Annotated in this window: 12 protein-coding genes; 8 read left to right on the top strand and 4 right to left on the bottom strand. The window is 50.6% G+C overall.

Annotation, left to right across the window (positions count from 1 at the left end):
* The first annotated feature begins 55 nt into the window (after window positions 1-55).
* A complete protein-coding gene (locus tag NMD08_RS19075) occupies window positions 56-1,348 on the top strand; it encodes an efflux RND transporter periplasmic adaptor subunit (RefSeq protein ID WP_370618785.1) in 1,293 nt (430 codons plus the stop codon).
* A gap of 11 nt (window positions 1,349-1,359) precedes the next feature.
* Entirely contained in the window at window positions 1,360-4,503 is a 3,144-nt protein-coding gene (locus NMD08_RS19070; protein ID WP_370618783.1) for a CusA/CzcA family heavy metal efflux RND transporter, read from the top strand.
* Window positions 4,504-5,164: 661 nt separating this feature from the next.
* Here NMD08_RS19070 and rclR read toward each other — a convergent pair.
* Window positions 5,165-6,019, bottom strand: a complete 855-nt coding sequence (gene rclR, locus NMD08_RS19065) for a reactive chlorine-specific transcriptional regulator RclR (protein ID WP_151218697.1) — start codon at window positions 6,017-6,019, stop codon at window positions 5,165-5,167.
* Window positions 6,020-6,254: 235 nt separating this feature from the next.
* On the opposite strand from rclR, the gene rclA reads away from it, so the two are divergent.
* From rclA to NMD08_RS19035, 6 genes are all read left to right on the top strand, one after another.
* Window positions 6,255-7,580, top strand: coding sequence for a reactive chlorine resistance oxidoreductase RclA (gene rclA, locus NMD08_RS19060; RefSeq protein ID WP_370618781.1), 1,326 nt, complete (start codon window positions 6,255-6,257; stop codon window positions 7,578-7,580).
* Window positions 7,581-7,746: 166 nt separating this feature from the next.
* Window positions 7,747-7,983 (top strand): reactive chlorine resistance periplasmic protein RclB, encoded by a 237-nt coding sequence (rclB, locus tag NMD08_RS19055; RefSeq protein WP_353655336.1) that lies wholly within the window; start codon window positions 7,747-7,749, stop codon window positions 7,981-7,983.
* Window positions 7,984-7,994: 11 nt separating this feature from the next.
* On the top strand, window positions 7,995-8,555 hold the full coding sequence (rclC, locus tag NMD08_RS19050) for a reactive chlorine resistance membrane protein RclC (RefSeq protein WP_151218700.1): 561 nt from the start codon (window positions 7,995-7,997) through the stop codon (window positions 8,553-8,555).
* Between the two features lie 576 nt (window positions 8,556-9,131).
* The gene (locus NMD08_RS19045) at window positions 9,132-9,827 is read left to right on the top strand and encodes a pilus assembly protein PilZ (RefSeq protein ID WP_370618779.1); all 696 of its coding nucleotides are present in this window, start codon (window positions 9,132-9,134) and stop codon (window positions 9,825-9,827) included.
* A 20-nt stretch (window positions 9,828-9,847) separates the two neighbouring features.
* On the top strand, window positions 9,848-10,429 hold the full coding sequence (locus NMD08_RS19040; protein ID WP_187252857.1) for a helix-turn-helix transcriptional regulator: 582 nt from the start codon (window positions 9,848-9,850) through the stop codon (window positions 10,427-10,429).
* A 101-nt stretch (window positions 10,430-10,530) separates the two neighbouring features.
* The gene (locus tag NMD08_RS19035) at window positions 10,531-11,298 is read left to right on the top strand and encodes a putative bifunctional diguanylate cyclase/phosphodiesterase (protein ID WP_370618777.1); all 768 of its coding nucleotides are present in this window, start codon (window positions 10,531-10,533) and stop codon (window positions 11,296-11,298) included.
* A 111-nt stretch (window positions 11,299-11,409) separates the two neighbouring features.
* Here the strand turns inward: NMD08_RS19035 and NMD08_RS19030 are convergent, their stop codons facing one another.
* The 3 genes from NMD08_RS19030 to NMD08_RS19020 all read right to left on the bottom strand — a co-directional run bounded on the left by NMD08_RS19030 (window position 11,410) and on the right by NMD08_RS19020 (window position 23,308).
* On the bottom strand, window positions 11,410-20,742 hold the full coding sequence (locus NMD08_RS19030) for an autotransporter outer membrane beta-barrel domain-containing protein (protein ID WP_370618775.1): 9,333 nt from the start codon (window positions 20,740-20,742) through the stop codon (window positions 11,410-11,412).
* Window positions 20,743-20,936: 194 nt separating this feature from the next.
* Complete coding sequence (locus tag NMD08_RS19025) at window positions 20,937-21,515, bottom strand: LuxR C-terminal-related transcriptional regulator (RefSeq protein WP_210904797.1); 579 nt, start codon at window positions 21,513-21,515, stop codon at window positions 20,937-20,939.
* A gap of 617 nt (window positions 21,516-22,132) precedes the next feature.
* Window positions 22,133-23,308 carry a DnaJ family molecular chaperone gene (locus NMD08_RS19020; RefSeq protein ID WP_187252854.1) on the bottom strand — a complete coding sequence of 392 codons (1,176 nt, stop codon included), beginning with the start codon at window positions 23,306-23,308 and terminating at the stop codon, window positions 22,133-22,135.
* Window positions 23,309-23,375 lie beyond the last annotated feature (67 nt).

Here is a 23,375-nt window from a genome sequence, read left to right as displayed (position 1 = left end):
TTCTTGCTCGGATTCTTCGTAATGCGGGTGAGACTATCGCGCAATGGAAATCACTATGGCGTCTTTAACGATTAAAAATACCGCGCTTATTCTCGCCAGCATGATTGCCGGTGGGGTTATTTCTGTCGGTATTTATACTTATTATTCATCAGCAAAAATAACGTCTGAAACCGGGCAGACTTCGCAAAAAGAAGACAGAAAAGTGTTGTTCTGGTACGACCCCATGTATCCGAATACGCGCTTTGATAAGCCGGGTAAATCGCCGTTTATGGATATGGACTTGATCCCGAAATATGCCGATGAAGAGACCGCGAGCGTGTCAGCGACTGGTGTGCGCATCGACCCCACTCAGACCCAGAATTTAGGGCTAAAAACTGAACCAGTGCGTCGTGGGCCATTGCACTATGCGCAAACTTTCCCGGCTAACGTAAGCTACAACGAATACCAGTTCGTTATTGTTCAGGCTCGCTCTGCAGGTTTTATCGAGAAGGTATACCCGCTAACCGTGGGTGACAAAGTTAAGCAAGGTGCGCCGCTTATCGACCTGACGATCCCTGACTGGGTTGAGGCACAGAGCGAATATTTATTGCTGCGAGAGACCGGCGGCAGTGCGACGCAGGTGGAAGGGATTCTGGAGAGATTACGTCTGGCCGGTATGCCTGAGGCGGATATCCAGCGCTTAATATCGACACGTAAAATTCAGACTCGCTTTACCCTGAAAGCCCCCATTGATGGGGTGATCACCGCATTCGATTTACGTACCGGAATGAACATTTCCAAAGACAATGTGGTTGCGAAAATTCAGGGGATGGATCCGGTTTGGGTCAGCGCGTCGGTTCCGGAATCCATCGCCTGGCTGATTAAAGACGCCTCGCAATTTACCATCACTGTGCCCGCCTGGCCGGATAAGCCTTTCACCATCAGCAAGTGGAGTATCTTACCCAGCGTTGATGCTACCACGCGTACGCTCCAGATCCGTTTACAGGTCGATAATCCTGACGAGGCGCTCAAACCGGGGATGAATGCTTACCTGCAACTGAAAACGCAAAGCGAACCGATGTTGCTAATTCCCTCTAAGGCATTGATAGATACTGGCACCGAGCAGCGGGTGATCACCGTCGATAACGACGGTCGATTTGTGCCGAAACAGGTTACAGTATTCCATGATTCTCAAGGACTTACTGCTATTCGATCAGGTCTGACTGAAGGTGAAAAAGTGGTCTCCAGCGGTCTGTTCCTGATTGATTCCGAGGCGAATATCTCCGGCGCACTGGACCGCATGCGTGCGCAGAACAGTGGTGCGCAAGACGCCGCCGCAATGCCAGCCCAGGCGACCCATTCACACTGAGGATATGATAAATGATTGAATGGATTATCCGCCGCTCGGTGGCAAACCGTTTTCTGGTGATGATGGGGGCGCTGTTTCTCAGTATTTGGGGAACCTGGACCATCATCAATACCCCGGTTGATGCGCTGCCCGATCTCTCTGATGTGCAGGTGATCGTCAAAACCAGCTATCCGGGACAGGCGCCGCAAATTGTCGAGAATCAGGTTACTTATCCGCTGACTACCACCATGCTGTCGGTACCGGGCGCGAAGACGGTGCGTGGGTTCTCGCAGTTTGGCGATTCCTACGTATATGTCATTTTCGAGGATGGCACCGATCCTTACTGGGCACGCTCGCGCGTCCTCGAGTACCTCAACCAGGTGCAGGGAAAATTACCGACAGGCGTTAGCGCGGAAATGGGACCGGATGCCACGGGTGTCGGCTGGATTTTTGAGTACGCGCTGGTGGATCGCAGCGGGAAACATGACCTGGCAGAATTACGTTCTCTGCAGGACTGGTTTTTAAAATATGAGTTAAAAACGATTCCTAACGTGGCTGAGGTGGCCTCGGTAGGCGGCGTGGTTAAACAGTACCAGGTCGTTATCGATCCCATGAAGTTGACGCAATATGGTATTAGCCTGGCGGAGGTGAAGTCTGCGCTGGACACGTCGAATCAGGAAGCGGGCGGCTCGTCTGTCGAGATGGCTGAGGCGGAATATATGGTCCGCGCGAGTGGATATCTACAAACGCTTGATGATTTCAATAATATCGTCCTGAAAACCGGGGCCGATGGTGTGCCTGTTTACCTGCGTGATGTGGCGCGTGTGCAGATTGGGCCGGAAATGCGCCGTGGGATTGCCGAACTGAACGGCGAAGGCGAAGTGGCGGGCGGGGTGGTTATTCTGCGGTCCGGTAAAAATGCGCGTGAGGTTATCTCCGCGGTTAAAGCCAAACTCGACACGTTGAAAAGCAGTCTGCCGGAAGGCGTAGAAATAGTTACAACATACGATCGCAGCCAGCTCATCGATCGCGCCATTGATAACCTGAGCTACAAGCTGCTGGAAGAGTTTATCGTTGTTGCGTTGGTGTGCGCGCTGTTCTTGTGGCATCTGCGTTCGGCATTAGTGGCGATTATTTCCCTGCCGTTGGGGCTGTGTATCGCGTTTATCGTGATGCATTTCCAGGGATTGAACGCCAATATCATGTCGCTGGGGGGCATTGCCATTGCCGTCGGGGCGATGGTTGATGCCGCCATCGTGATGATTGAAAACGCCCATAAGCGGTTGGAAGAATGGGGGCATCAGCATCCGGATGAAAAACTGGATAATGCAACGCGCTGGAAGGTGATTACCGACGCTTCAGTAGAGGTTGGTCCGGCACTGTTCATCAGCCTGTTGATTATTACCCTGTCATTTATCCCCATCTTCACGCTGGAGGGGCAGGAAGGGCGACTGTTCGGCCCGCTGGCGTTCACCAAAACGTATGCCATGGCAGGTGCGGCGTTTCTGGCCATCGTGGTTATTCCGATCCTGATGGGATTCTGGATCCGCGGAAAAATACCTGCAGAAAGCAGCAACCCGCTTAACCGTTTCCTGATCCGTATTTACCATCCGCTATTGCTGAAGGTATTGCACTGGCCCAAGACCACCATTCTGATGGCGGTGCTTTCAATACTGACGGTTATCTACCCGCTGAATAAAGTCGGTGGTGAATTCCTGCCGCAGATTAACGAAGGTGACCTGCTGTATATGCCTTCGACATTGCCGGGGATCTCAGCGGCGCAGGCAGCGGACATGCTGCAAAAAACCGACAAGCTGATCATGACCGTGCCGGAAGTGGCGCGCGTGTTTGGTAAAACCGGTAAGGCAGAAACCGCAACAGACTCCGCACCGCTGGAAATGGTTGAAACGACGATCCAACTGAAGCCGCAGGAGCAGTGGCGTCCGGGTATGACGATGGACAAAATTATCGCCGAACTCGACAAAACCGTGCGCTTGCCGGGGCTGGCGAATCTGTGGGTTCCGCCTATTCGTAACCGTATCGACATGCTTTCTACCGGCATCAAAAGCCCCATTGGGATAAAGGTGTCAGGTAACGTTCTGGCTGATATCGACGCCACGGCGGAACAAATTGAAGAGGTGGCCAGAACCGTGCCGGGCGTCTCTTCTGCGCTTGCTGAGCGCCTGGTCGGGGGGCGCTATATCAATGTGGATATTAATCGGGAGAAAGCGGCTCGCTACGGCATGACCGTCGGCGCAGTGCAACTGTTTGTCACCTCAGCGGTCGGAGGTGCAATGGTCGGCGAAACGGTGGAAGGGATTGCACGTTATCCGATTAACCTTCGCTATGCGCAGAGCTATCGCGATAATCCGCAAGCGCTGCGTACTCTGCCGATCCTGACGCCCATGAAGCAGCAAATCACGCTGGCTGATGTTGCAGATGTGACGGTGGTTTCAGGTCCATCGATGTTGAAAACCGAAGATGCGCGACCCACCAGTTGGATTTACATCGACGCACGCGATCGTGACATGGTTTCGGTGGTGAACGATCTGAAAAAGGCAATTGCTGAAAAGGTACAGTTAAAGCCGGGGACCAGCGTGGCGTTTTCCGGGCAGTTCGAGCTGCTTGAACGTGCCAGTCATAAGCTCAAATTGATGGTGCCGATGACGCTGATGATTATTTTTGTCCTGCTGTATCTGGCTTTCCGCCGCTTTGGCGAAGCGCTGTTGATTATCACCAGCGTGCCCTTTGCGCTGGTGGGGGGGATCTGGTTCCTCTACTGGATGGGGTTCCATATGTCGGTTGCGACCGGAACCGGATTTATCGCCCTGGCCGGCGTCGCTGCAGAGTTTGGCGTGGTGATGCTGATGTATTTGCGCCACGCTATTGAAGTCGAACCCGCGCTGGAGAATCCGCAAACCTTTACCGCAGATAAGCTGGATGAGGCGTTATATCACGGTGCGGTGCTTCGTGTGCGTCCGAAAGCGATGACCGTGGCGGTAATTATTGCGGGTCTGCTGCCTATTTTGTGGGGGACGGGAGCTGGCTCAGAAGTCATGAGCCGCATAGCCGCGCCGATGATTGGCGGCATGATCACCGCACCATTGCTCTCACTGTTCATTATTCCGGCCGCTTATAAGCTGATGTGGCTGCACAGGCATCGCGGCCAAAAGTAATGCCATGAAGTGCTCGCCTGCCTTAATACTTATCAGTTAATGAACCGGAGGTAATGAATCTGTTGCCTCCGTCGCATTGCTACGTTCACCTTATGTTTTTCACTTCTCTGAAACCATACTGCCAGTGAACGTGTTAAGGGTACTATCGCCGTACCCTTAACAATCCCGGCTCCCGGCGGGAAAATTGTTGCTACGCAATACCCTCCGCTTATTCCTCCAGGTTACCGGGCCGGGCGCGAGGTAGCGTCCCTGCAAAACGCGCCCTGAGCCAGCATCCATGCTGGCTCTCCCGGCCTTACGGAAACACGTCGGCAATTTTCAGCCGGACCAGCCCACACCTGACCACCTGTATTTTTATTTGAATATATCTGAACAGCAACGCAGATTTAACTGGAAGTCAGAGCGTTGCAGCGATGACCCCAACCCGACAGGCAGACGGCATAAGACGAATGACAAAATTGCCGGGAGCAATTTTGAACAGCGCTTGCGCTGGCCCCGTAAGAGGTGAGCCTCCCTTGCTCGTTCACGGGTATCAGTGCCTCAGAGAAATGACACACATAAGGTGAACGGAACCCTGAGCCGGAATCACATGTTCCCTGTAATGTTTAACTAACTGGCATTACTCGCCTGCCTCGGTTTTACTGCTGAAGCAGGCGTTGCGTTATGCCGCCAACGCTTTCACGCGTTTGCGGTACTCGCCCGGCGTGCAGCCAAATTCCCGTAAAAAGACTTTGTGAAACGACGATTCGCTGGCGTAACCCACCGACTCGGCAATCACGATCAACGGCTGTGTACCACGTGACAGCATCTGGGCGGCGAACTGCAGGCGTAGCGCGGTTAACACCGCCAGCGGCGTGGAGTTTGATACTTCACGGAATAGCTGTGCGAAGCTGGCCCGCGACATGTGTGCACGTTTTGCCAGTTCTTCGACGGTCCAGGCAAAAGCTGGTGACTCCAGCATCATGAATACAACGGCTCCCAGCCTGGGGTGCAGCAGTAAATTCAGCACATTTTTCGCAGGGGTCGACTGGGCAAGCCACTCGCGAACAGTTAACGCGAACAGCGTCGCGCATTGCTGGCTGCAAACGATGCTGGAGCCAGGCAGGTTGTTGATGTATTCCTCCTGCAATAGCGCAATCATGGCCTTCAACCAATGGCTGACGGGGCTGTTCTCCTCAGGCGCCAGTAATAATACTTCCGGAAGCGCGGTTAAAAAATAGCGTGAAGATGTCTGTAATCGCAGGCTCCCACAGACAATATGCGTTTGCTCTTCCCCTGTCTGACACAGCCGATGTGCGGAGTTTTGCGGCAGAATGACTATTGTTCCAGGGCGTAACGTGGAAGATGTTCCGTCAGGCATATCCAGTTGAGCGAATCCCTGGGTTACCGTATGCCAGCGAATAACGGACAGTTCACCCGCTGCATGAGGTAGTTGCCAGTCCCTGCTCAGCAGGCAGTTTTGATCTATCGAGCCCTGCGGGTCGTTAAGCGTAAGTAATCGGCTAAGTGCATCCATAAAGACTCCTGGGCAGTTTTTGTTGGTGCTGATAAAGATGAGAAAAATATGTTATTCATAATTTTATTAATATCTTTATGTGATTATCTTATTTCCTCGCAGAGTTGAGTGGAAGCGAAAAAATTGTGTTTTAGACGATCTGACAGTAATTGGCGCGTTATAGATACATTGTTCCTGCATCGCTAAACCTATAATTCAGTTCAACAAACGAACAGTGACATGGCGGAGAGACAGCATGAATCAGTATCAGGCGATCGTTATCGGATTTGGCAAAGCGGGTAAAACGCTGGCGGCTACCCTGGCGAAAACGGGCTGGCGAGTGGCGATTATTGAACAGTCAAACACCATGTATGGCGGAACATGTATCAATATCGGCTGTATTCCAACCAAAACCCTGGTACACGATGCTGAACTTCAGCATGACTTTGCCGCGGCGATGCAGCGCAAGGCCTCTGTTGTCAGCTTTCTGCGTGATAAAAACTTCCATAATCTTGCCGATCTGGAAAACGTGGATGTGATTGAAGGTCGTGCAGAATTCATTGATAACCATACAGTGCGGGTCATGCAGCCAACCGGCGAGCTTGAGCTAAGCGGTGAGAAGATCTTTATTAATACCGGTGCACAGGCAACGATGCCGAACGTGACGGGGTTAACGACCACTCCTGGCGTGTTTGACAGCACCGGGCTGTTAAATTTGACGCACCGTCCGGAACGTTTGGGGATTTTGGGCGGCGGGTATATTGGTGTCGAATTCGCTTCAATGTTTGCCAACTTCGGCAGCAAGGTCACCATTTATGAAGCTGCGCCACAGTTTTTAGCGCGTGAAGATCGGGATATTGCCGAAGCTATCGCTAACATTTTACGCGACAAAGGGGTTGAGATTATCCTCAATGCAAGGGTGCAGGCGGTTTCGTCCCGCGACGGAAAGGTGCAGGTGCAAATGCCGGAAGGGGCTCTGACTGTGGATGCGCTGCTGGTGGCATCTGGCCGCAAACCGGCGACTGAAAATCTACAGTTGCAAAACGCGGGTGTGGATGTCAACGAACACGGCGCTATTGTGGTGAATAAATATTTGCGTACCTCGGCAGACAATATCTGGGCCATGGGCGATGTGACGGGGGGATTACAATTTACTTATATCTCGCTGGATGACTTCCGTATTGTACGTGATAACTTGTTAGGCGAGGGGTTACGTCACACCGGCGATCGTCAAAATATACCGTATTCTGTCTTCATGACCCCGCCGCTTTCCCGCGTGGGGATGACCGAAGAGCAAGCTCGCGCCAGCGGCGCGGTGGTACAGGTAGTCACTCTGCCTGTCGCGGCTATCCCGCGAGCACGGGTGATGAATGACACGCGTGGCGTACTTAAAGCGGTGGTAGATAGCGAAACGAAACAGATATTAGGCGTATCCCTGCTGTGCGTGGATTCTCATGAGATGATTAATATTATTAAGACCGTTATGGATGCTGGTTTGCCTTTCACCACACTGCGCGATCAAATATTTACGCATCCGAGTATGAGTGAATCACTCAACGATCTCTTCTCTCTCGTAAAATAATAATAATGTAGCTGCATGATTGCTCCACCTGTGTGGGGCTTTTTTTTATCATAAATAAAGTAATACGCATGAACAGTTTTTCTGGCGTTATGCAGTAAATAAGATAAACAGCGATGTTTTATTCTATTGAGACTGAAATCACTTGTTAATGGAAATAGAAATGAACATGCTTAAAACTTCATTATTGTTGACTGCTTTACTCACTGCGCCGGTAACATTTTCTGTTCTGGCACAACAGCCGGTTGAAGTCGCTCGCGTCAGCGTGTCGGCAATTGCCGCGGCACCTTCTGTCGTTGAGGATGCCATCGCAAAACTAGCCCAGGAAAAGGATGCCACTTCGTGGAAAATTACTTCAATGCGTATAGACAGCAGTACTCACGCTACGGCAATTTTGTATAAGTGAGGAGCATCTGCATGGAAAAGTATCTGCGTTTACTCGGCAAGGGCGATAGAATTGGATTAACGTTGATTCGTCTCAGCATTGCCCTTGTATTTATGTGGATTGGTCTGTTGAAGTTTGTACCTTACGAAGCAGACAGTATTACGCCATTTGTCGCCAATAGTCCGGTAATGTCATTTTTCTACGAACATCCCACAGAATATAAGCAGCACTTAACCCACGAAGGTGAGTTTAAACCGCAGGAGCGTGAATGGCAGAAGGCGAATAACACGTATACGTTCTCCAATGGCCTGGGCGTAGTCGAAGTGCTTATCGCATTGCTGGTACTGGCTAATCCTGTTAGTCGTTGGTTGGGATTACTGGGTGGCATACTGGCATTTGCCACGCCGATTGTTACGTTATCATTTTTAATTACTACACCAGAAGCATGGGTGATGCCGTTGGGAGATTTGCACCACGGTTTTCCTTACTTGTCCGGAGCCGGGCGTCTGGTGTTGAAAGACACATTAATGTTGGCGGGAGCGGTGATGATCATCGCAGATTCATCCCGATCAATTCTTAAGCAAAAGTATTGAATTTTTAGCGTTGTACCCTCTGTAAGATAGTAAGCCTCTATAGTTCGATTCGGTAATTACCGGGCCAGCAGGACGCTGGCCTTTTTTCTGCCCTAAGGGAAATTATTTTACATGCGAAATAAAATAATTCACTTTGTCACAATAACCTGTGGAGGTTATATTGATGATTAATAATATGGTTTCGTAAGTATTTTATTTCTTCTTTCGATAGTGCGCCAGTTCGCAAACTGCATAGTTCCTTCATCAAAACTCACTCATTTCCCTCTATTTTTTTCTGTGCAATTCTTACTATTTGTTATCTCAAAATGACATCTCAAAATTGATTGTTATTCATTTTTGTTATAATTAATCAACACGTTCGCATGGTTTTAAGCATGGCTTCAGCTAAAATTAACGTTGATTAAATGTTTTTACGTATCAATAAATGGCTAAAGATAGCTAAAAACTTAATTTTTAACCAACTGTTCGACATGGAATCCACTATGGTAATTAAGCACCAAGGGTGGATGCTGATCTCGCGTTTTGTGAGTAACCAATAGCAAGACATGTCTTAAATATGGAAATAAGGGTTTTAGAATGAGCTTTGGATTAGCAAAGGACAACAAGTTTGAAATCATAGCTACCCTTCGTGAAGAGCTGCACAAGAAAACGAAACTGGAAGTGTTATGTGAAAACAGTAGCGTTATCAATCAGTTAGAGAAGGTTGATTTCGAGCGGTTTGTTATCTCCGGACACGAAGACATTGTACCTGAAAAGGTCCAATACTTTATCCTGCATAGTGAAAGCGGGATTGTAAAATTTAGTGCCAGATTCGAACAAACCCCATTAACAGGTGCGGAAGTAGGATTATCCTACCTCATACCAGATTTGATTTTCTTTGCCCAGCAGAGACAAAACCAGCGTTTTTCCTTCATGAAGGGGTATGACTTTTTCTGTTTTGGTCGTTACAAGAACGGAGAAAACTACTCGCTGAAGATTAAAAACATCTCTCAGGGTGGTTGTGCGTTAATCGCTGAAGAAGTTAACGCCCGTTTTCTTTACAAAGATGCGGTGATTAAAAGCGCTTCACTGGATTTTGACACGTTTGGCAGTTTGCAGTTGGATTTAAAAGTTATTGATGTCGTCGCGATCAACGAATTTGATGAAGATAATCAATTGTATTCCTGCCATCAGATTTCGTGTGGGTTCGATTTTAAAAACCGTCGTGAAGAGACTGAAGTCGAGAAGATTATTATTAAATTTTTAATGAGTAACAAGATTAAAAGCTTATAGGAGTGGTGAACAGGATGTTGATGTGTGGTAGTGATAATTTTGTGGGCAACGGTCTGTTCGCCTACCTGACAAGCAAACATGTACCGATACAAACATTCCAGTTTGAGGATATGTTGCATCAGTCATCATTATGCCAGCATCAAACTATGGTTTTTAATATCATTGATAATGAACAACCGTGCTCAGCTATCGTAGATTTTCTGAATAAAAACCGATTTAAGTTTTATAATAACGTCGTGGTAATTATTGCTGATAGTTTGGTGGCAAAATTATGTGTGGAGTTATTATATGTCGAGAAAACAATAGTTTTGACCGAGAAATCTTCACTGCGTGATTTCGGTCAATTGGCGTCGTTAACGGTCGGGAAATGGAATCCCCGACTATATCGTTCGCAGAAGAAACTAACTGAGAGAGAGCAGCAGATTCTGAATTTGTTGGTAAATGGTTATACCGCCAAAGAAATTTCTGAGTTGGTGAGCCTGAACTATAAAACTATTCAGGCTCATAAGATGCGGGTCGTCGCCAAGCTGGGGCTGACTAATACTTCTGATTTAAATAAATTAATAGTCAGATTTACTCATCGAACGTCTTTTTTACCGTAACCTGACTATTCTTATCTGATGTAACACACCTAATAGTAGATACAATTCGGGAGTGATGTTGACTGGTTTTAAATTTTCATGATTTGTCGAGGGGAAGGTGAATGTTTAATTCCAGTGAGGTGCTAACCGCGCTTGAAAAAGCATTGAATACCAGTCAGCTTTATATGGTTTATCAGCCCATTTTTAATTTGCGTACTCAGTGTATTAGCGGGTTTGAAGCGTTAATGCGTTGGAATAGTCCTCAGATGGGTATGATCTCTCCCGATGTTTTTATTACGTTACTGGAGGACAGCGGCTATATCCTTTCAATTGAAGATATGGTTAGCTGCACGCCATGGGATGTTGCAACCCGCTGGCCAGATTACCTGGTATTATCAATCAACATTTCCGCACTTGAATTTTGCGATCCTCTGTTACCTCAACGCGTCAGAAAAAATCTTATCACCTGTGGTTTGCCGGCCAACCGATGTCAGGTAGAGGTCACGGAAACGTCACCGCTGTGCGACAGTCTGGTCGCGGCTAAAAATATGAAGGAGCTGAAGGCGATAGGGGTCAAACTTGCTCTTGACGATTTTGGAACCGGGCACGCTAATCTTAATTACCTGTTGAAGTATCCTTTTGATACCTTAAAAATCGATAAAGAATTTGTCACCGGCATTGAACCCGACACCCGCTCAACAAAGATTGTGGAGGGTATCATTTCACTGGCGCACAATTTTGGGATTGAAGTTCTTGCCGAAGGGGTGGAAACCCAATCCGAACTGGACCGTTTGATGCAGATGGGTTGTGACAAAATCCAAGGATTTTTCATTTCTCCTCCGGTGTTAGCAGAAGAGATCCCGTTACTCTTAACGCACTATAATCGTTAATCCCTCCAGGTTTTAACCTCTTCAATCATCACTTCGTTGCTGCCAGTCCGTAGCCCTGAAAGGCAAAAAAAAGCCCCCTGCTTAACAGGGGGCTGGCGAGTTTATGTCAGCTTAGAACGATTTCTTGAAGCCGATAGATGCATTGACCGGTGCTTCGACCTGCGACTTACTGCCACCGTTGCTGAATTGCGTACCCAGTTCACCGTAGACCTGCAGATTTCTGTCGATAGACCATGACAGGCCGGCTGCAACTTCAGTGCTGGAGTATTGTTGTGAAGACTCAAGCGTGGTGGTAGCTACCGCATTGCTAAAGTGCGTTTTGTCTTTTGAACCCAGACCCTGCCAGACGTTGACTCTGCCGTATGGCTGGAATTTGCCATGAGTGGTGTCATAGTCAGCGACCAGACGCACGCCCAGACGCGCAGTAAAGGAATCCGCGGAATCCATTTTCACTTTCGTTTGGGTCACACCATCAAGCGTACCGTTATCAAAGTCGCTGTATTGATAGATCAACTGAGCCTGCGGTTCCAGACTCCATGCGCTGGCGCCTAAACGGAACGATTTACCCACCTCTGTCGATGCCGTCAACGTGTTGCCTTTGACGGTATACGAACCGTTATTACCGGTCGCCGCCAGGCGGGATTTATGGTTACCGTACTGCAGGACGTTATCAACATACATGCCGTCACCCGAGAACCAGGTAGCGTAACCGCCGACGTAAAACGCGTTGTCGTCGATATTGCCGCCTTTGCCGTCGCTGCCGGTTTTCGTGCCTTTCACGTTGCTGTCGATATCCAGGATGCTGGTATACATCCCGGCTTTCCAGCTTTCGTTCGCATACATATCGACGCCAACCTGAATACCCATGGTATGGGTGCTGGTTTGCGTCCCGGCCGCATCATCCAGTTTGGTTTTACCGGAGTAGCCAATCATTCTGGCCCAGGCGCGATTGTCTTCATCAAGTCCCGGTTTAACCTCGTCGCCCATACGCTGGTGCATGTTGCCTAACAGGCTGATGTCCCCCTGACGAACCACGCTGGCGAGACCAGAATACAGCATGGTTTCTGGACGGTATTCGCTTCTCAGATACCAGTTTTCGCCCTGACCCTGCGCATTCCCGGCATGCAGTTGGTACTCAAATGCGCCCGCAGCCATACGCTCTGCGGCAAGATGAAAGGCGTCCCGCGAGGTTTGCGCTGTGGTGGTTGCACCGTTGAGTGCGGTGACGACTTCGATACCATCACCGATGGTCGGTGCGCCAAGACCGGAACCATCGACATCCAGCAGCGTACTGCCGCTGGCTTTACCGCCATCAATAATCAGACGGTCGGCAATACCTGCGCCGCTATCGTTCTGGATAGCCGCCATGTTGATGGTGCCTTTTTCGCCGGTATAATCCCCTTTGACGGTTAAGGTTGTGCCAGGTTGCTGACCGATGAGCGATACATCGCCGCCGTTGCTCAGTCCCGCTACCGTCTGGTTATAGCCCTGCGTGTTCAGCGTGCTGTCCGCGACAACGTAGTGGTGCGATGCCGCACTCAGAGTGTTGGTATTCCCCGCCTGCAGCACGCCGTTGGCAATCAGCGTTGCGCCGCTGTAGCTGTTTTCACCTTGCAGCTCCGTCACACCGCTACCGGTCTGATGCAGCTGGCCTTTGCCACTGATATTTCCGGTCAGTGCCAGGGTATCGCCACGATTAACGTTGAGTACGCCATTATCAACGATATCCCCCTGAATGCTGCCGATATCACCACCGTTACCCAGCTGTAAAACGCCTTGTTCGATGGTGGTGCCACCGGTGTAGGTGTTATCCAGCGTCAGGGTGAGGGAGCCTTTGCCCGTTTTGGTCAGTTGACCGTTACCTTCGACTTCCGTCAGTAGAGAAACGTCATGTCCGTTGGTGTCGAATGTCCCGCCGCCGGATTCCAGCGTTACCTGACGGGCGGTATCAAATGCTTCGCCATATTTCAGCGTACCACCGTTGAAGGTAATTCCCGTATCTGCCGCACCGAGGTTGGCATCGCCCGCCACCTGTAACGTACCTGAGGTGATGGTGGTGCCACCGCTGTAAGTATTGTCGCCGGTGAGAATCAGTGTACCGAGATCGCCTTTATTCAGGCCACCGGTACCGCGGATCACGCTGTCGATGGTGGCGGTGTAACTGGCGCCATCTACCGTGCCATCGCCGACGCGAATCAGCGTATTGGCGGTATCGGTAGTGATGGCCTCCCCGCCGACGCGATAACCATCGGTAGCGAAATGCGCGCCGCTGATGATGACATCGCCTTGGCTGTTATCGACGGTTACGTTACCCGCTTCGCCCTGGAAGACGGCGAATGCGGCATCGGTAAACGGTGCGTTCAATGCGCCTTCTGGCGTCGATTCATCCGTTGTCCAGTTGTCGTTACCCTGGCTGGATTGCCAGATACCGTCGCCGCCGTTGATGACGCCGTTGTTTTTCAGCTCGCCATTCTCACCGCCGGTACCGTCCCAGAAGCGCAGCGTCAGTCCGGCATGGTTGACCAGGTTAACCTGGTTTTTGACCGAAGTTTGTACGTACAAACTGTCCGCGGCTTCCGGCGCGTTAGCAATATCCATCACGTTGTTGGTTAATGTGCCGGTGTAGTTGATGACGCGATAAACGCCAACGTCAAAGCTTCCGCCCGGAGAGGTCTCAATGTTGAGTTTACCGTCGAGCGTCAGATCGCCATTCACGTCGATCAGGTCGTTGAACGCGCCGCCGGGGGTATAAGCCTGACCAAACTGGTAATCCAGTTGGGCGTTATCGCTCAGCGTCAGTGAACCGGTAGTCAGTTTGCCCACGCTGTTGATGGCGGCCCCGGCGGTAATATGACCATCGTCCAGCACATCAACCGCGCCGCCGATAATACCGTTACCGCCGAGCGTGGCCCCGGATTTCACCGTCACCTGACCGGTCGCTGCAGACTGATTACCGTTGACCAGCAGCACGCCTTCGTTAACGTCCGTGGTGCCGGTCCAGGTGTTGTCGCCCGTCAGCGTTAACGTGCCGTCGCCGATTTTCACCAGGCTGCCATCGTTGCCACTGATAATACCGCTAATGGTGTCGGCCAGATGCAGATTCCCCAGCGACAATTCTCTATTGCCCAGTTCGACATTACCCGCGCCGGACAACGAACCGATAGACGTTGCGCTGTTGACTGCGCTCACATCAACCATACCACCCGCCAGGTTTTTAACGACGGTATTCTCTGCCATTGCCTGGTCAGCAAAGGTCATCAGTCCGCTGTTAGTTACATCGGCATTGCCGCCGCTGGCGTTTTCTTCCAGTGCCAGCGTGCTGTCTTTCGCTACGCTAACCGTCGCGTTGCCCGCAGTGGCGTTATTGGTTAACAGCGCTTTCGCTGTGCCCGTCAGGTGCAGTTTGGCGCTGGCGGCAGTCACGGTATCGGCCAACGTTAACAGGCTGTCGGCGATGTTTATCGTCAGAGATTGCAGAATGGTCTCCGCGCCACTGACGTTGAGGGTTGCACCGTTGTTGACGCTCACGGTGCTGCTCTCATTACTGCCGAACGCGCCGGTTTTGCTGACGTTGACCGCCACATTGTTGGCATTGCCGGTGCCGGCAATTTCGGTGTCGCCTTTGTAGCTGTTCGCGCGCTCAAGCGACAGAGTACTGCCCGCATCGCTTGAACTGCTGGTGACTTTCAGTTTACCGTCGCCGGTAATCTCACCGGTTGGCGTGAAGTGGTGCGAATTAAGGTCAAACACCGCCGCGTTTTCATTCGCGCCAAGCGTAATGGTGCGATTGCTGGTCAGGTCCGCGCCCATCTGCAGCGTGGAGCCGTTATTGATAGCCAGGTCGGTACCGCTCTGGCCGAGGTTGCTGTCGGCAGAGATTTGTAACGTACCACCGTCAATGCGCGTGCCGCCGCGATACTCGTTATCACCGCTGAGGATCAGACGACCCAGGTCGGTTTTCACCAGCGTCAGCTTGTCATTGGTGCTGGCTTCGCGGATGACGGACTCAATGGTTGCGGTATAGTTTTGCCCTGCGCCACCGGCACCAACGCGTAGCAACAGTTCACCGGTACCCGGCGTCTGGCCTGCGTGGGTCGCTGTTTCCGTTGTGGCATGCGCGTTAAGTGTGTCACCTCTCACGACATAGCCATCGGCATCAAACTGCGCCCCGGAGAAGTGAACTTCGCCCGCAGCGTTATCCACGGTGACGGTCCCGCCTTTGGTGGTGAAGATCGCAAAGGATTTCTGCGCCCACGGCGCGTTACCGTCGCCCGTTGCGGTGGTCCAGTTGTTATCACCCTGGCTGCCAATCGCCATCCATTTGCCGTCGCCGCCGTCAATTTTGCTGTCGCCTTCAATGCCGGACGCGCCGTGGTTCTGATTGATGGTTGCGCCGTCCCAGAAGTGTAGGGTAACGCCGTTGGCATTCACCAGGTTGACCTGTTTGTCGATAGAGGTCTGGACAAAAATGTTGCTCTTATCCTGACTGTCCGGCACAACGCCCAGATCCAGCGTCTGGTTATTCAATGTCCCGCCGTAGTTATAAATACGGTATACGCCGGGTCCGAAGCTACCGCCCTGTGAAGTAGTAACATCCAGAGTTCCGTCCAGTTGCAAATCGCCTGCGACGTTAATCAGATCGTTTAGCGCACCGCCCGGCGTATAGGCCTGACCCAGTTCGAAAGCAGAGGTCGTTTTGCTGCCAAGCTGCAGATTGCCGTTAATGGATAACGTCCCCGCACCGCCATCGCCAGCGCTGATAGTCGTGGCATCGTTCATCAGCACGTTGCCGCCGATAATGCCATTCCCACCCAGAGTGGAGGTGCCGCTGACGGTGGTCGCGCCGCGCGCGGCGCTCTGATCGCCATTTACCAGCAGCGTACCGTTGGTGACGGTGGTATCACCGGTATAGGTGTTGTTGCCGTTCAGTCGGGTAATGCCGTCACCAATTTGCTTCAGCGCGCCAATGCCCGAGAGCACGCCATTGAGCAGCACGGTGTTAGCGCGGTTAATCGCCAGCACGCCGTTATCGGTGATGTCAGACACGGCGCTTACTTCACCTTCATTTCCGCCGTCACCTAACTGCAGCGTGCCGGTTTGATCAATAGTGGTAGAGCCGGTGTAGCTGTTGTTGGCGGTAAAGACCGTGGTGCCGCCCGCCGCGCGTTCAAATTTCCCGTCACCGCTAATGATACCGCGATAGATCTGCGCTGCTGATGTATCCCCCTGGGTATCGAAGATAACCCTGCTGCCTGCGCCCTGGGTTGTGACATCGTAGTTGCCAATACTGGCGGCAGTACTGGTTGGCTCAACGTGGTCGCCGGTGCGCAGCGTGGCGCCATTGTTTACGGCAATAGTTTTACTTGCCAGATTCAGGTTTTCAACGATGCGGACATCCGCGTTTGACCCGCTGAGGGTTAGCGAATCCCAGCCGGTGCCAATATTCGTGCCGGTAGTCAGGTTGTCGCTGACCAGCGTTCCAATCTTCGCATCTTTTGTATCGGTAAAGGTGAGGGCGTTGTCCGTACCCGCAGCGGTAATGATGTGGCGCGTTTTATCCAGCGTCACATTGCCGATGTTAGCTTTATTGTTGCCGCCAGTACCGGCGAAATTCACTTCGCCGGCATAGGTGCCGCTGCGCCAGTTGAAGGTGTCTGCACCTGCACCGGTATTGATTACGCCGCTGGTGACACCGCCGCTGATATCAATAGTGTCATTGCCTGTACCGGACTGAATGGCCACCGCCGTGTCGTTGATGGCCTCCAGAGTTCCGGTGTTGGTAATGGCTTTACTGCTGTCTCCGCTGGCGTCGATTACCGGGGAGGTGGTGCTTGCAGAGATAATCTTGCCACTGTTGGTCAATGCGCTGACGTTTTTTGCGATGATTGCCGAACCGCCTGCGCTGTCATGCACGTTAATATCGGCATTGGTGGTGATGTGCCCGTTAGTATTGGCGCGAATCCCGCTGCCTTCGCTGTTCAATACCTCAATGGTATAGCCTTTACCGATGGTCAGATTGCCCGTCACCGCGTCACCATTGCGCTGTTCAAAGGCGAAGCCGGTACCTTTACCACTAACGTTGAGAATATTGTTCAACCCATCTTTCATGTTCAGCGCAACGCTGGTACGGATCCCCGGACCATCGTTGGCGTTGATCGTGACGTTGTTGAGCGTGATGTCGGTATTGTTGGCATCGTTTTGAATGCCCGCGCCAGTCCCTTTCGCGCTAATCGTTACCCCTTTTGCAGCCAGCTTACCGGCCCCTGTATCGAGGCGAATACCATCAGCCGAACCATCGGTCGTGATGGCATCACCGGCATTACCGGTAATACTCAAACTGGCACCATTGGTCAGCAGAACGCCTGCGGTTCCGTCATCGACTTGAATCTGACCCAGTTTTTTAATTTGTGCGTTCGAACCAGAAGCTTGTACGCCGATGCCGTTACTCACATGTAAGGCAGCAGTCGCGTTATTGGTTAAACTCCCGCCTTGTTGCACGTTAACCCCAATGCTGTCGGTGCTGGCAAGATCGATACTCGCCTGAGTATCGAGGATCAGGCTGCCCTGGTTCCTTGCCACATAGGCAATGACCTTGTTGCCGGTAGCTTCTGAAGTGATTTTTGCGTTTGAAGTGAGAGTAGTCGCAACGGCGCTACCCTCTGCACTGCCATTCAACTGATGTGCCTGACCATCCACAACCCCGGCAACGGTCCTTTCACCGGTTAAATTGATGGTTGTTTTATCGCTGATGTTACCTGTGGCGCCGCCTTCTATCAGCAGTGCGGCGGAGTCGGTACCCTGCACGGTGAACGTGGCTTCGCCGGTATCAACTTTACTGTTTACGCCCGTTGCAAATACGCCAACGGACTGTTCGCCGTTTAAGGTCAGTTCAAGGTTAGAGCTGGCCTGACCGTCAGGCGTGGTGGTGTTACCGGCCAGCATTGCGCCATTGGCAATACGGAAAATGGTGGTGCGATCCTGTCCGTTGTCATTCATTACTGCCTGACCAATATTGGCAGTCGCGCCTTTACCATACAGGTAGTAGCCAATCTGATCGGTGCTGTTGAATGCCGGGCTACTCAGGTTGTCGACGTTAGCGACGGCGTTATCACGTACGTGTACACCGATGTTCCCGGCTTTGTTTAGCGTGATGTTGGAATAGACGTTGACCACCGCCTTCCCATCTTTGCCACCCTCAGCCCAGACGGCATAGTTACGGTTCCCGACACTACCTTCACCGTCCACGATGATAGAGCCAGCATCGCTGGTGGTGGCTTCGGCATTTTTGTGCGTTGCGCTTACGTGGATCCCGACGTTGTTGGTGCCATTGACGTTTATCTTGCCGTCATTGCGGATTTCCTGATTATTTTCAGCGCCACTATCACGCACGGTGATGCCGTAATTCTTAATGTTGCCTGCGCTGGAATCGCCATTGAGCACGATATTTCCGGTATTGAATACATTGCCGGCCGCGTTACCAATCAGAATACCTGCAGCATTACGTACGCCGGTTCCCAGCGTGATAAGGCCGTTGTTAATCACCTCTTTGGCGCTCTTGGTCATGATCCCGGCGCTCAGGCTGGAACCGCCAGCCATGGTGACATCTTTAGAGGGAGCGCTTGCGTTGCGACCAAGATAAATAGTGGCATCCGCGCTGTTGGTAAAGGTGGCATTGTCGGCGACTTCTACGCCATAGGCGGTACCTTTAGCATAGGATGCACCGTTTTTGCTCCCGTCCACGACGTTGATATCGCCGTTGTTGACCCCTTGCGCATTGTCAGACAGTTGCATACCAATGGCCAGCGTCAGCGAGCCTGCGGGGTCGTCCTTGCTCCAGGGATCGGCCGCAGAAGCGGTGCCGAAGTTATCGGTGGTTATCGCCTGGTTGATGGTACCTTCGTTGGTGACTTGACTGGTGCCTTGCCCTTGCATACCAAATGCGCCATAGCTGTTGACGTTTTGGTTACCGTCTTTATCAATAAACAGCCCGGAGTTGATGATCCCGCTGTTGGTTGCCGTCGCATCTTTAGCCAGCATACCAATCGCCAGGCTCTGCCCGGTCGAAGTACGCAATGCGTTCAGTTCGCCCAGGTTAGTGATAACCCCACCATCAATGGCTTTCATCACGCCATTAATACTGCCGTCAACGGCAATAATCGCGTCTTTATTCAGAGTGCCGGAGGTGCCCGCACCATTGGCGTAGATAGCATGCAGCTCACCACGACCGGCGGTGGCGTTGTTGGTATGCGACTCGCCGTCAGTCCAGACCTCGTAATCCCAACTGAGCACGTCAGCGGGTTTACTGGAATTGATCAGACTATCAATCAGCCCGGCGTACTTGGTTTGTGCGGCGGTGACGGTCGTCACCTCCTTTGCATCCAGCCACAGCTGGATTTGGCTGACTTTTTCGCCTTCAGGGTTTTCTGCCGCGTCGTCGCTATTGCCCAGCAGCCAGTCGTTGAAATCGGCCAGCTCCTGCGTGTTGGTAATGCTAAACGTGCGTTCACCGGTTTCGACTACCTGACCCTCCGCATCGTAGCCGTAGGTCATCAGCGTCACATCATCGCCAAACACGGATGTTTGCTTTGAACCGGAGAACATTTTTGGCGGCACAACCGGAGCTGCGTTAAATTTGATGTAGTTATCCGATTGCCAGTTTACCTGGCTACCCGCATCCTGAGCCTCCAGTAAGGAGGAGTCTTTGGCCAGTAACTCGATGGTATTGAGCTGGTCGCGAACATTGAGCGTGTCGTTGCCAATATTCAGGTTAGCAATGGATCTATTGGTCGCCAGCGCGATACCAAATTGCTTATAGATTTCTGACTTCTGCGCATCATAGGTGTTTAATACCGCATCGCCGATTTGCGCTTCGGTAAGAAAGCCACTTAACGCATTAGTATCAAAGACTTTGATGGTTGTTGTTTCGCCGGGAAACGCCGGGTCGTTGATAGCAAATTCTGTGCTCTGTGACGGCGTTGACGATTGGTTGTAAGTCAGGTATTCCGCCAGATCTTCAGCAGTGGTGATTGTTTTAACGCTTTGGTCAGGGCTGGTAGCCTGCAGCGTGATTTTGCCACTTTCCAGCAACTCCCGGATAGTGGTTGATTCAACAACGCCGCTTTGGCCTGGACTAAATGTTGGGATTGCGCCACTGATATTAAGTGCCTGACCGGTGGTGTTATCTTCATATAAGAAACCATAGTCGTGGACATCCTCATATATTCCAGCGGAAATACCTGTCTGGTAGTCGATAAAAATATTGTGCTCACCGATATCGACAATTGGAGTAGCCGAAGCCAGCATTGACGCACCGCTTAATGCGCCAGCTGCCAGTACGGCGACAGTTTTTCGCGAACTGCTTTTTTTCTTGCCTTTGGTTAATTCAGAAACGACTACCCAGATACCGAGCGCCGCGTTCCAAATAATGCTGTAAACTTTGTTCATATATAACCCTTGTCTACATTCCTGTTATGTATGTGTTAATACGTTGAGTTGTTGGCTATGGCTGGCACGCGGATGTGCTACCCGGTAATAAATTTTGGGAAATGGGATTTCCTTCCGTGCGGTGCGGAATTAAAAATGAGCCGAAAGGAAAATTTTTAAAAAATAACCGTGATAATTGTCCTTAAGTAAGTCAGTTACGGCTGGCTATAGTGGGAAATTGTGTACTTGAGCCGGGTATTATTTTTGCCGAGTTTTCTGGCAATGTTGCTTTTGTATGCCCCGATGGTTTTCTCACTTTTCTGTGACGCACCGGCGATTTGCGCCAGCGACCATCCCCGGGCAAGCATCATCATTACGTTGAATTCGTTGGCTGTGATTTTTGTGTGTAGTTCTTTGATACTTTGTTGTTTTTTGTTTTGCGTGATACGTGTGACGGTCTGTAATAGCTGATCAAGGCTGGTGTCTTGATCGAGAAATTGCATGTTCTTGCCGCAAACGGTTTGAAAAATGGTAAAGGTAGCTTCATCTGCCAGAACAATAATTCTGGTAGCAGGACGTAAAGCCATATTGCGGATAATCCTGGCATATTTTAAAAAATCAGATTTGTCAGGATTAATAATGATGCAATCCGTTTCATAAGGAAGCATTTTGACGGCAGAAAGCGTCTGAGAGGAGTAATACGTGATATCAATATATAATGATAAACCACGTAGGATTTCTCGCATGCCTAGCCAGGGGTAAATTGAGTCACCCAAAAAAATAGCCTTAGACATAACGATCTCCTTGAAATTTTGGTGCAAGCAGTCGCCTCTTTTTTTAGACTAAAAAAAGAGTTTTTGACGACGCATGAAATATTAATTAAAAATCGTATAACGTTCTTCGGCGTGAACGCATCCTTATTTATTTCAGACTCAACAGATATTCTCTGTATTTATTTGAAGCATTAACTATTCTTAAGGTAGATATTACACTTTGTTAAAATTTAAGATAAATCGTTTATTTCACCTCTGAGCACAACATTGATAGATTTCACTTATGGATCGAGATAATAATAAGAAGGAGGTTTGTATAAAGACAGGGTATTCCTGGGATTAAAGAAAGGTATTTATATGCAATGGCTTAAGTTTCAAGAAGATACTCATTTTTCTTCATGGTATTAATTGAGTGTAGGAGGATTCTTAATCCTGACCAGGACAGAGAAAGCGGAAGGTTAGGAGAAGAGGCAAATATTGCCGAATTTGCACCTATTGGCTAATAATAGGATAATTACAGATTATATTTCTGCAATAAATCCAATTATTGGAATTTTATCCTTTTTTGATCTTTTTGTGCCTAATTTTGAAATCTGGCTTGCAGGTATCATTTTGTCTTCATGCGCTAGCGATAGCGCTTAGCCCGCCAACAGCTCCTGTTCAACCTGGTGCACCTGTTGTTCCAGCGTATTGCGGATTTCTGTAAGCGCCCGTTGTTGATCGGAGAAATAGGCCTCTTTATCCGTCACGGAGGTGGCAAGCCGCCAGGCGTTCTCAGCTTCCAGTTCGGTAATCTCTTTCAGCAGCGCATTAATTTGTTCTCTGAGCTGCTGTATTTTGCTGCGTAAATGCTGCAGATCGTTCAATCGGTCACTCGCCATCATCGGTTCGAGGCCACTTTGCAATTGAGTCAGTAGCGCCCGAACGGCGGCAAGATCGGCATTTTGGCGCGCCTGGTTCAGTTGAACCATCATCTGATGCGCTTTCTCTTTTAGACAGTCCGCCACCACATCCGGATGGCAAAGACGGCTGGCCTGACGCCACAGGCGTTTTAACTCATTACGTTCATCAGCGGAAAGTCGTTGGTCACGGCTAAAACGGTGCAGTGCATCCTGCTGCTGCTCCTGATACTCATCATATTCATGGCTGGCCTCTTCCTGTGCCTGGCGGGTTGCGCTGTCGTCCTGGCGAGAAAAATCGTTTTCCAGTTCACGAATCTCTGCCAGCAGGGCAGTAATAAGCTCAGTTTGTTGCTGAATGCGTTGACGTGTTTCCACCGATTCACGCGAATCTGAATTCAGATTCATCCACTGCTGCTTGAGCCTGGCCAGTTGATCAACGGCCTGGGAAATATAGTGCTGGCAGGATTGGTAGTCTTTCTCCCGGCGTTTTCGCTCAGCTTCCTGTTTACGCTGGGCGCTGGCGGCGAGCTGTTTACGCAACTCGAGGATCCGGCTCATCAGCGGCCCAAGGCGAAGGTGATACAGATCGTTGAAATCATCGAGGATTTGAATGCGCGTGTTGCGTTTATCGATCAGGTCACGCAGCTGTGTTTCGAGCGCTTTGAGTTCCAGTTTACTGGCGGCAATAGCTGGATCTTGCCACGTAGAGACTGCCCGTTGAGATTGCAGCCAGGCTGAGATTTCACGCAAGGCATCACTAAAGCGTCGTTCTTCGATCGCCTGCACAATAGTATCTGGTACGACGGATAAGGGCTCATTTTTCAGATGTTCTACCTGCTGGAAAATAATCTCCTCATCTTCCAGTTCAATAGCACTTTTGACGATTTCCAGTCGTTTAATGATCTTATTCATGACAGTCGTTGCCTGGCCTGACTCAAAAACGAGTGCCTGAAACACAGCTGGTTCACCCGTTTGAAAA

The organism is Citrobacter meridianamericanus (genome assembly GCF_041320245.1).
In the GTDB taxonomy this organism is placed as follows: domain Bacteria; phylum Pseudomonadota; class Gammaproteobacteria; order Enterobacterales; family Enterobacteriaceae; genus Citrobacter; species Citrobacter meridianamericanus.
The sequence above is the reverse complement of the archived record's forward strand: the minus strand, read 5'-3'. Positions and strand labels throughout refer to the sequence as shown.

Excerpts from the sequence above, each read along its gene's own strand:
- rclB (WP_353655336.1), top strand. The coding sequence starts at position 7,747 with ATGCTTAAAACTTCATTATTGTTGACTGCTTTACTCACTGCGCCGGTA.
- NMD08_RS19025 (WP_210904797.1), bottom strand. The coding sequence starts at position 21,515 with ATGTCTAAGGCTATTTTTTTGGGTGACTCAATTTACCCCTGGCTAGGC.
- NMD08_RS19030 (WP_370618775.1), bottom strand. The coding sequence starts at position 20,742 with ATGAACAAAGTTTACAGCATTATTTGGAACGCGGCGCTCGGTATCTGG.
- rclA (WP_370618781.1), top strand. The coding sequence starts at position 6,255 with ATGAATCAGTATCAGGCGATCGTTATCGGATTTGGCAAAGCGGGTAAA.
- NMD08_RS19045 (WP_370618779.1), top strand. The coding sequence starts at position 9,132 with ATGAGCTTTGGATTAGCAAAGGACAACAAGTTTGAAATCATAGCTACC.
- rclR (WP_151218697.1), bottom strand. The coding sequence starts at position 6,019 with ATGGATGCACTTAGCCGATTACTTACGCTTAACGACCCGCAGGGCTCG.
- NMD08_RS19020 (WP_187252854.1), bottom strand. The coding sequence starts at position 23,308 with ATGAATAAGATCATTAAACGACTGGAAATCGTCAAAAGTGCTATTGAA.
- NMD08_RS19075 (WP_370618785.1), top strand. The coding sequence starts at position 56 with ATGGCGTCTTTAACGATTAAAAATACCGCGCTTATTCTCGCCAGCATG.
- NMD08_RS19070 (WP_370618783.1), top strand. The coding sequence starts at position 1,360 with ATGATTGAATGGATTATCCGCCGCTCGGTGGCAAACCGTTTTCTGGTG.
- rclC (WP_151218700.1), top strand. The coding sequence starts at position 7,995 with ATGGAAAAGTATCTGCGTTTACTCGGCAAGGGCGATAGAATTGGATTA.
- NMD08_RS19040 (WP_187252857.1), top strand. The coding sequence starts at position 9,848 with ATGTGTGGTAGTGATAATTTTGTGGGCAACGGTCTGTTCGCCTACCTG.
- NMD08_RS19035 (WP_370618777.1), top strand. The coding sequence starts at position 10,531 with ATGTTTAATTCCAGTGAGGTGCTAACCGCGCTTGAAAAAGCATTGAAT.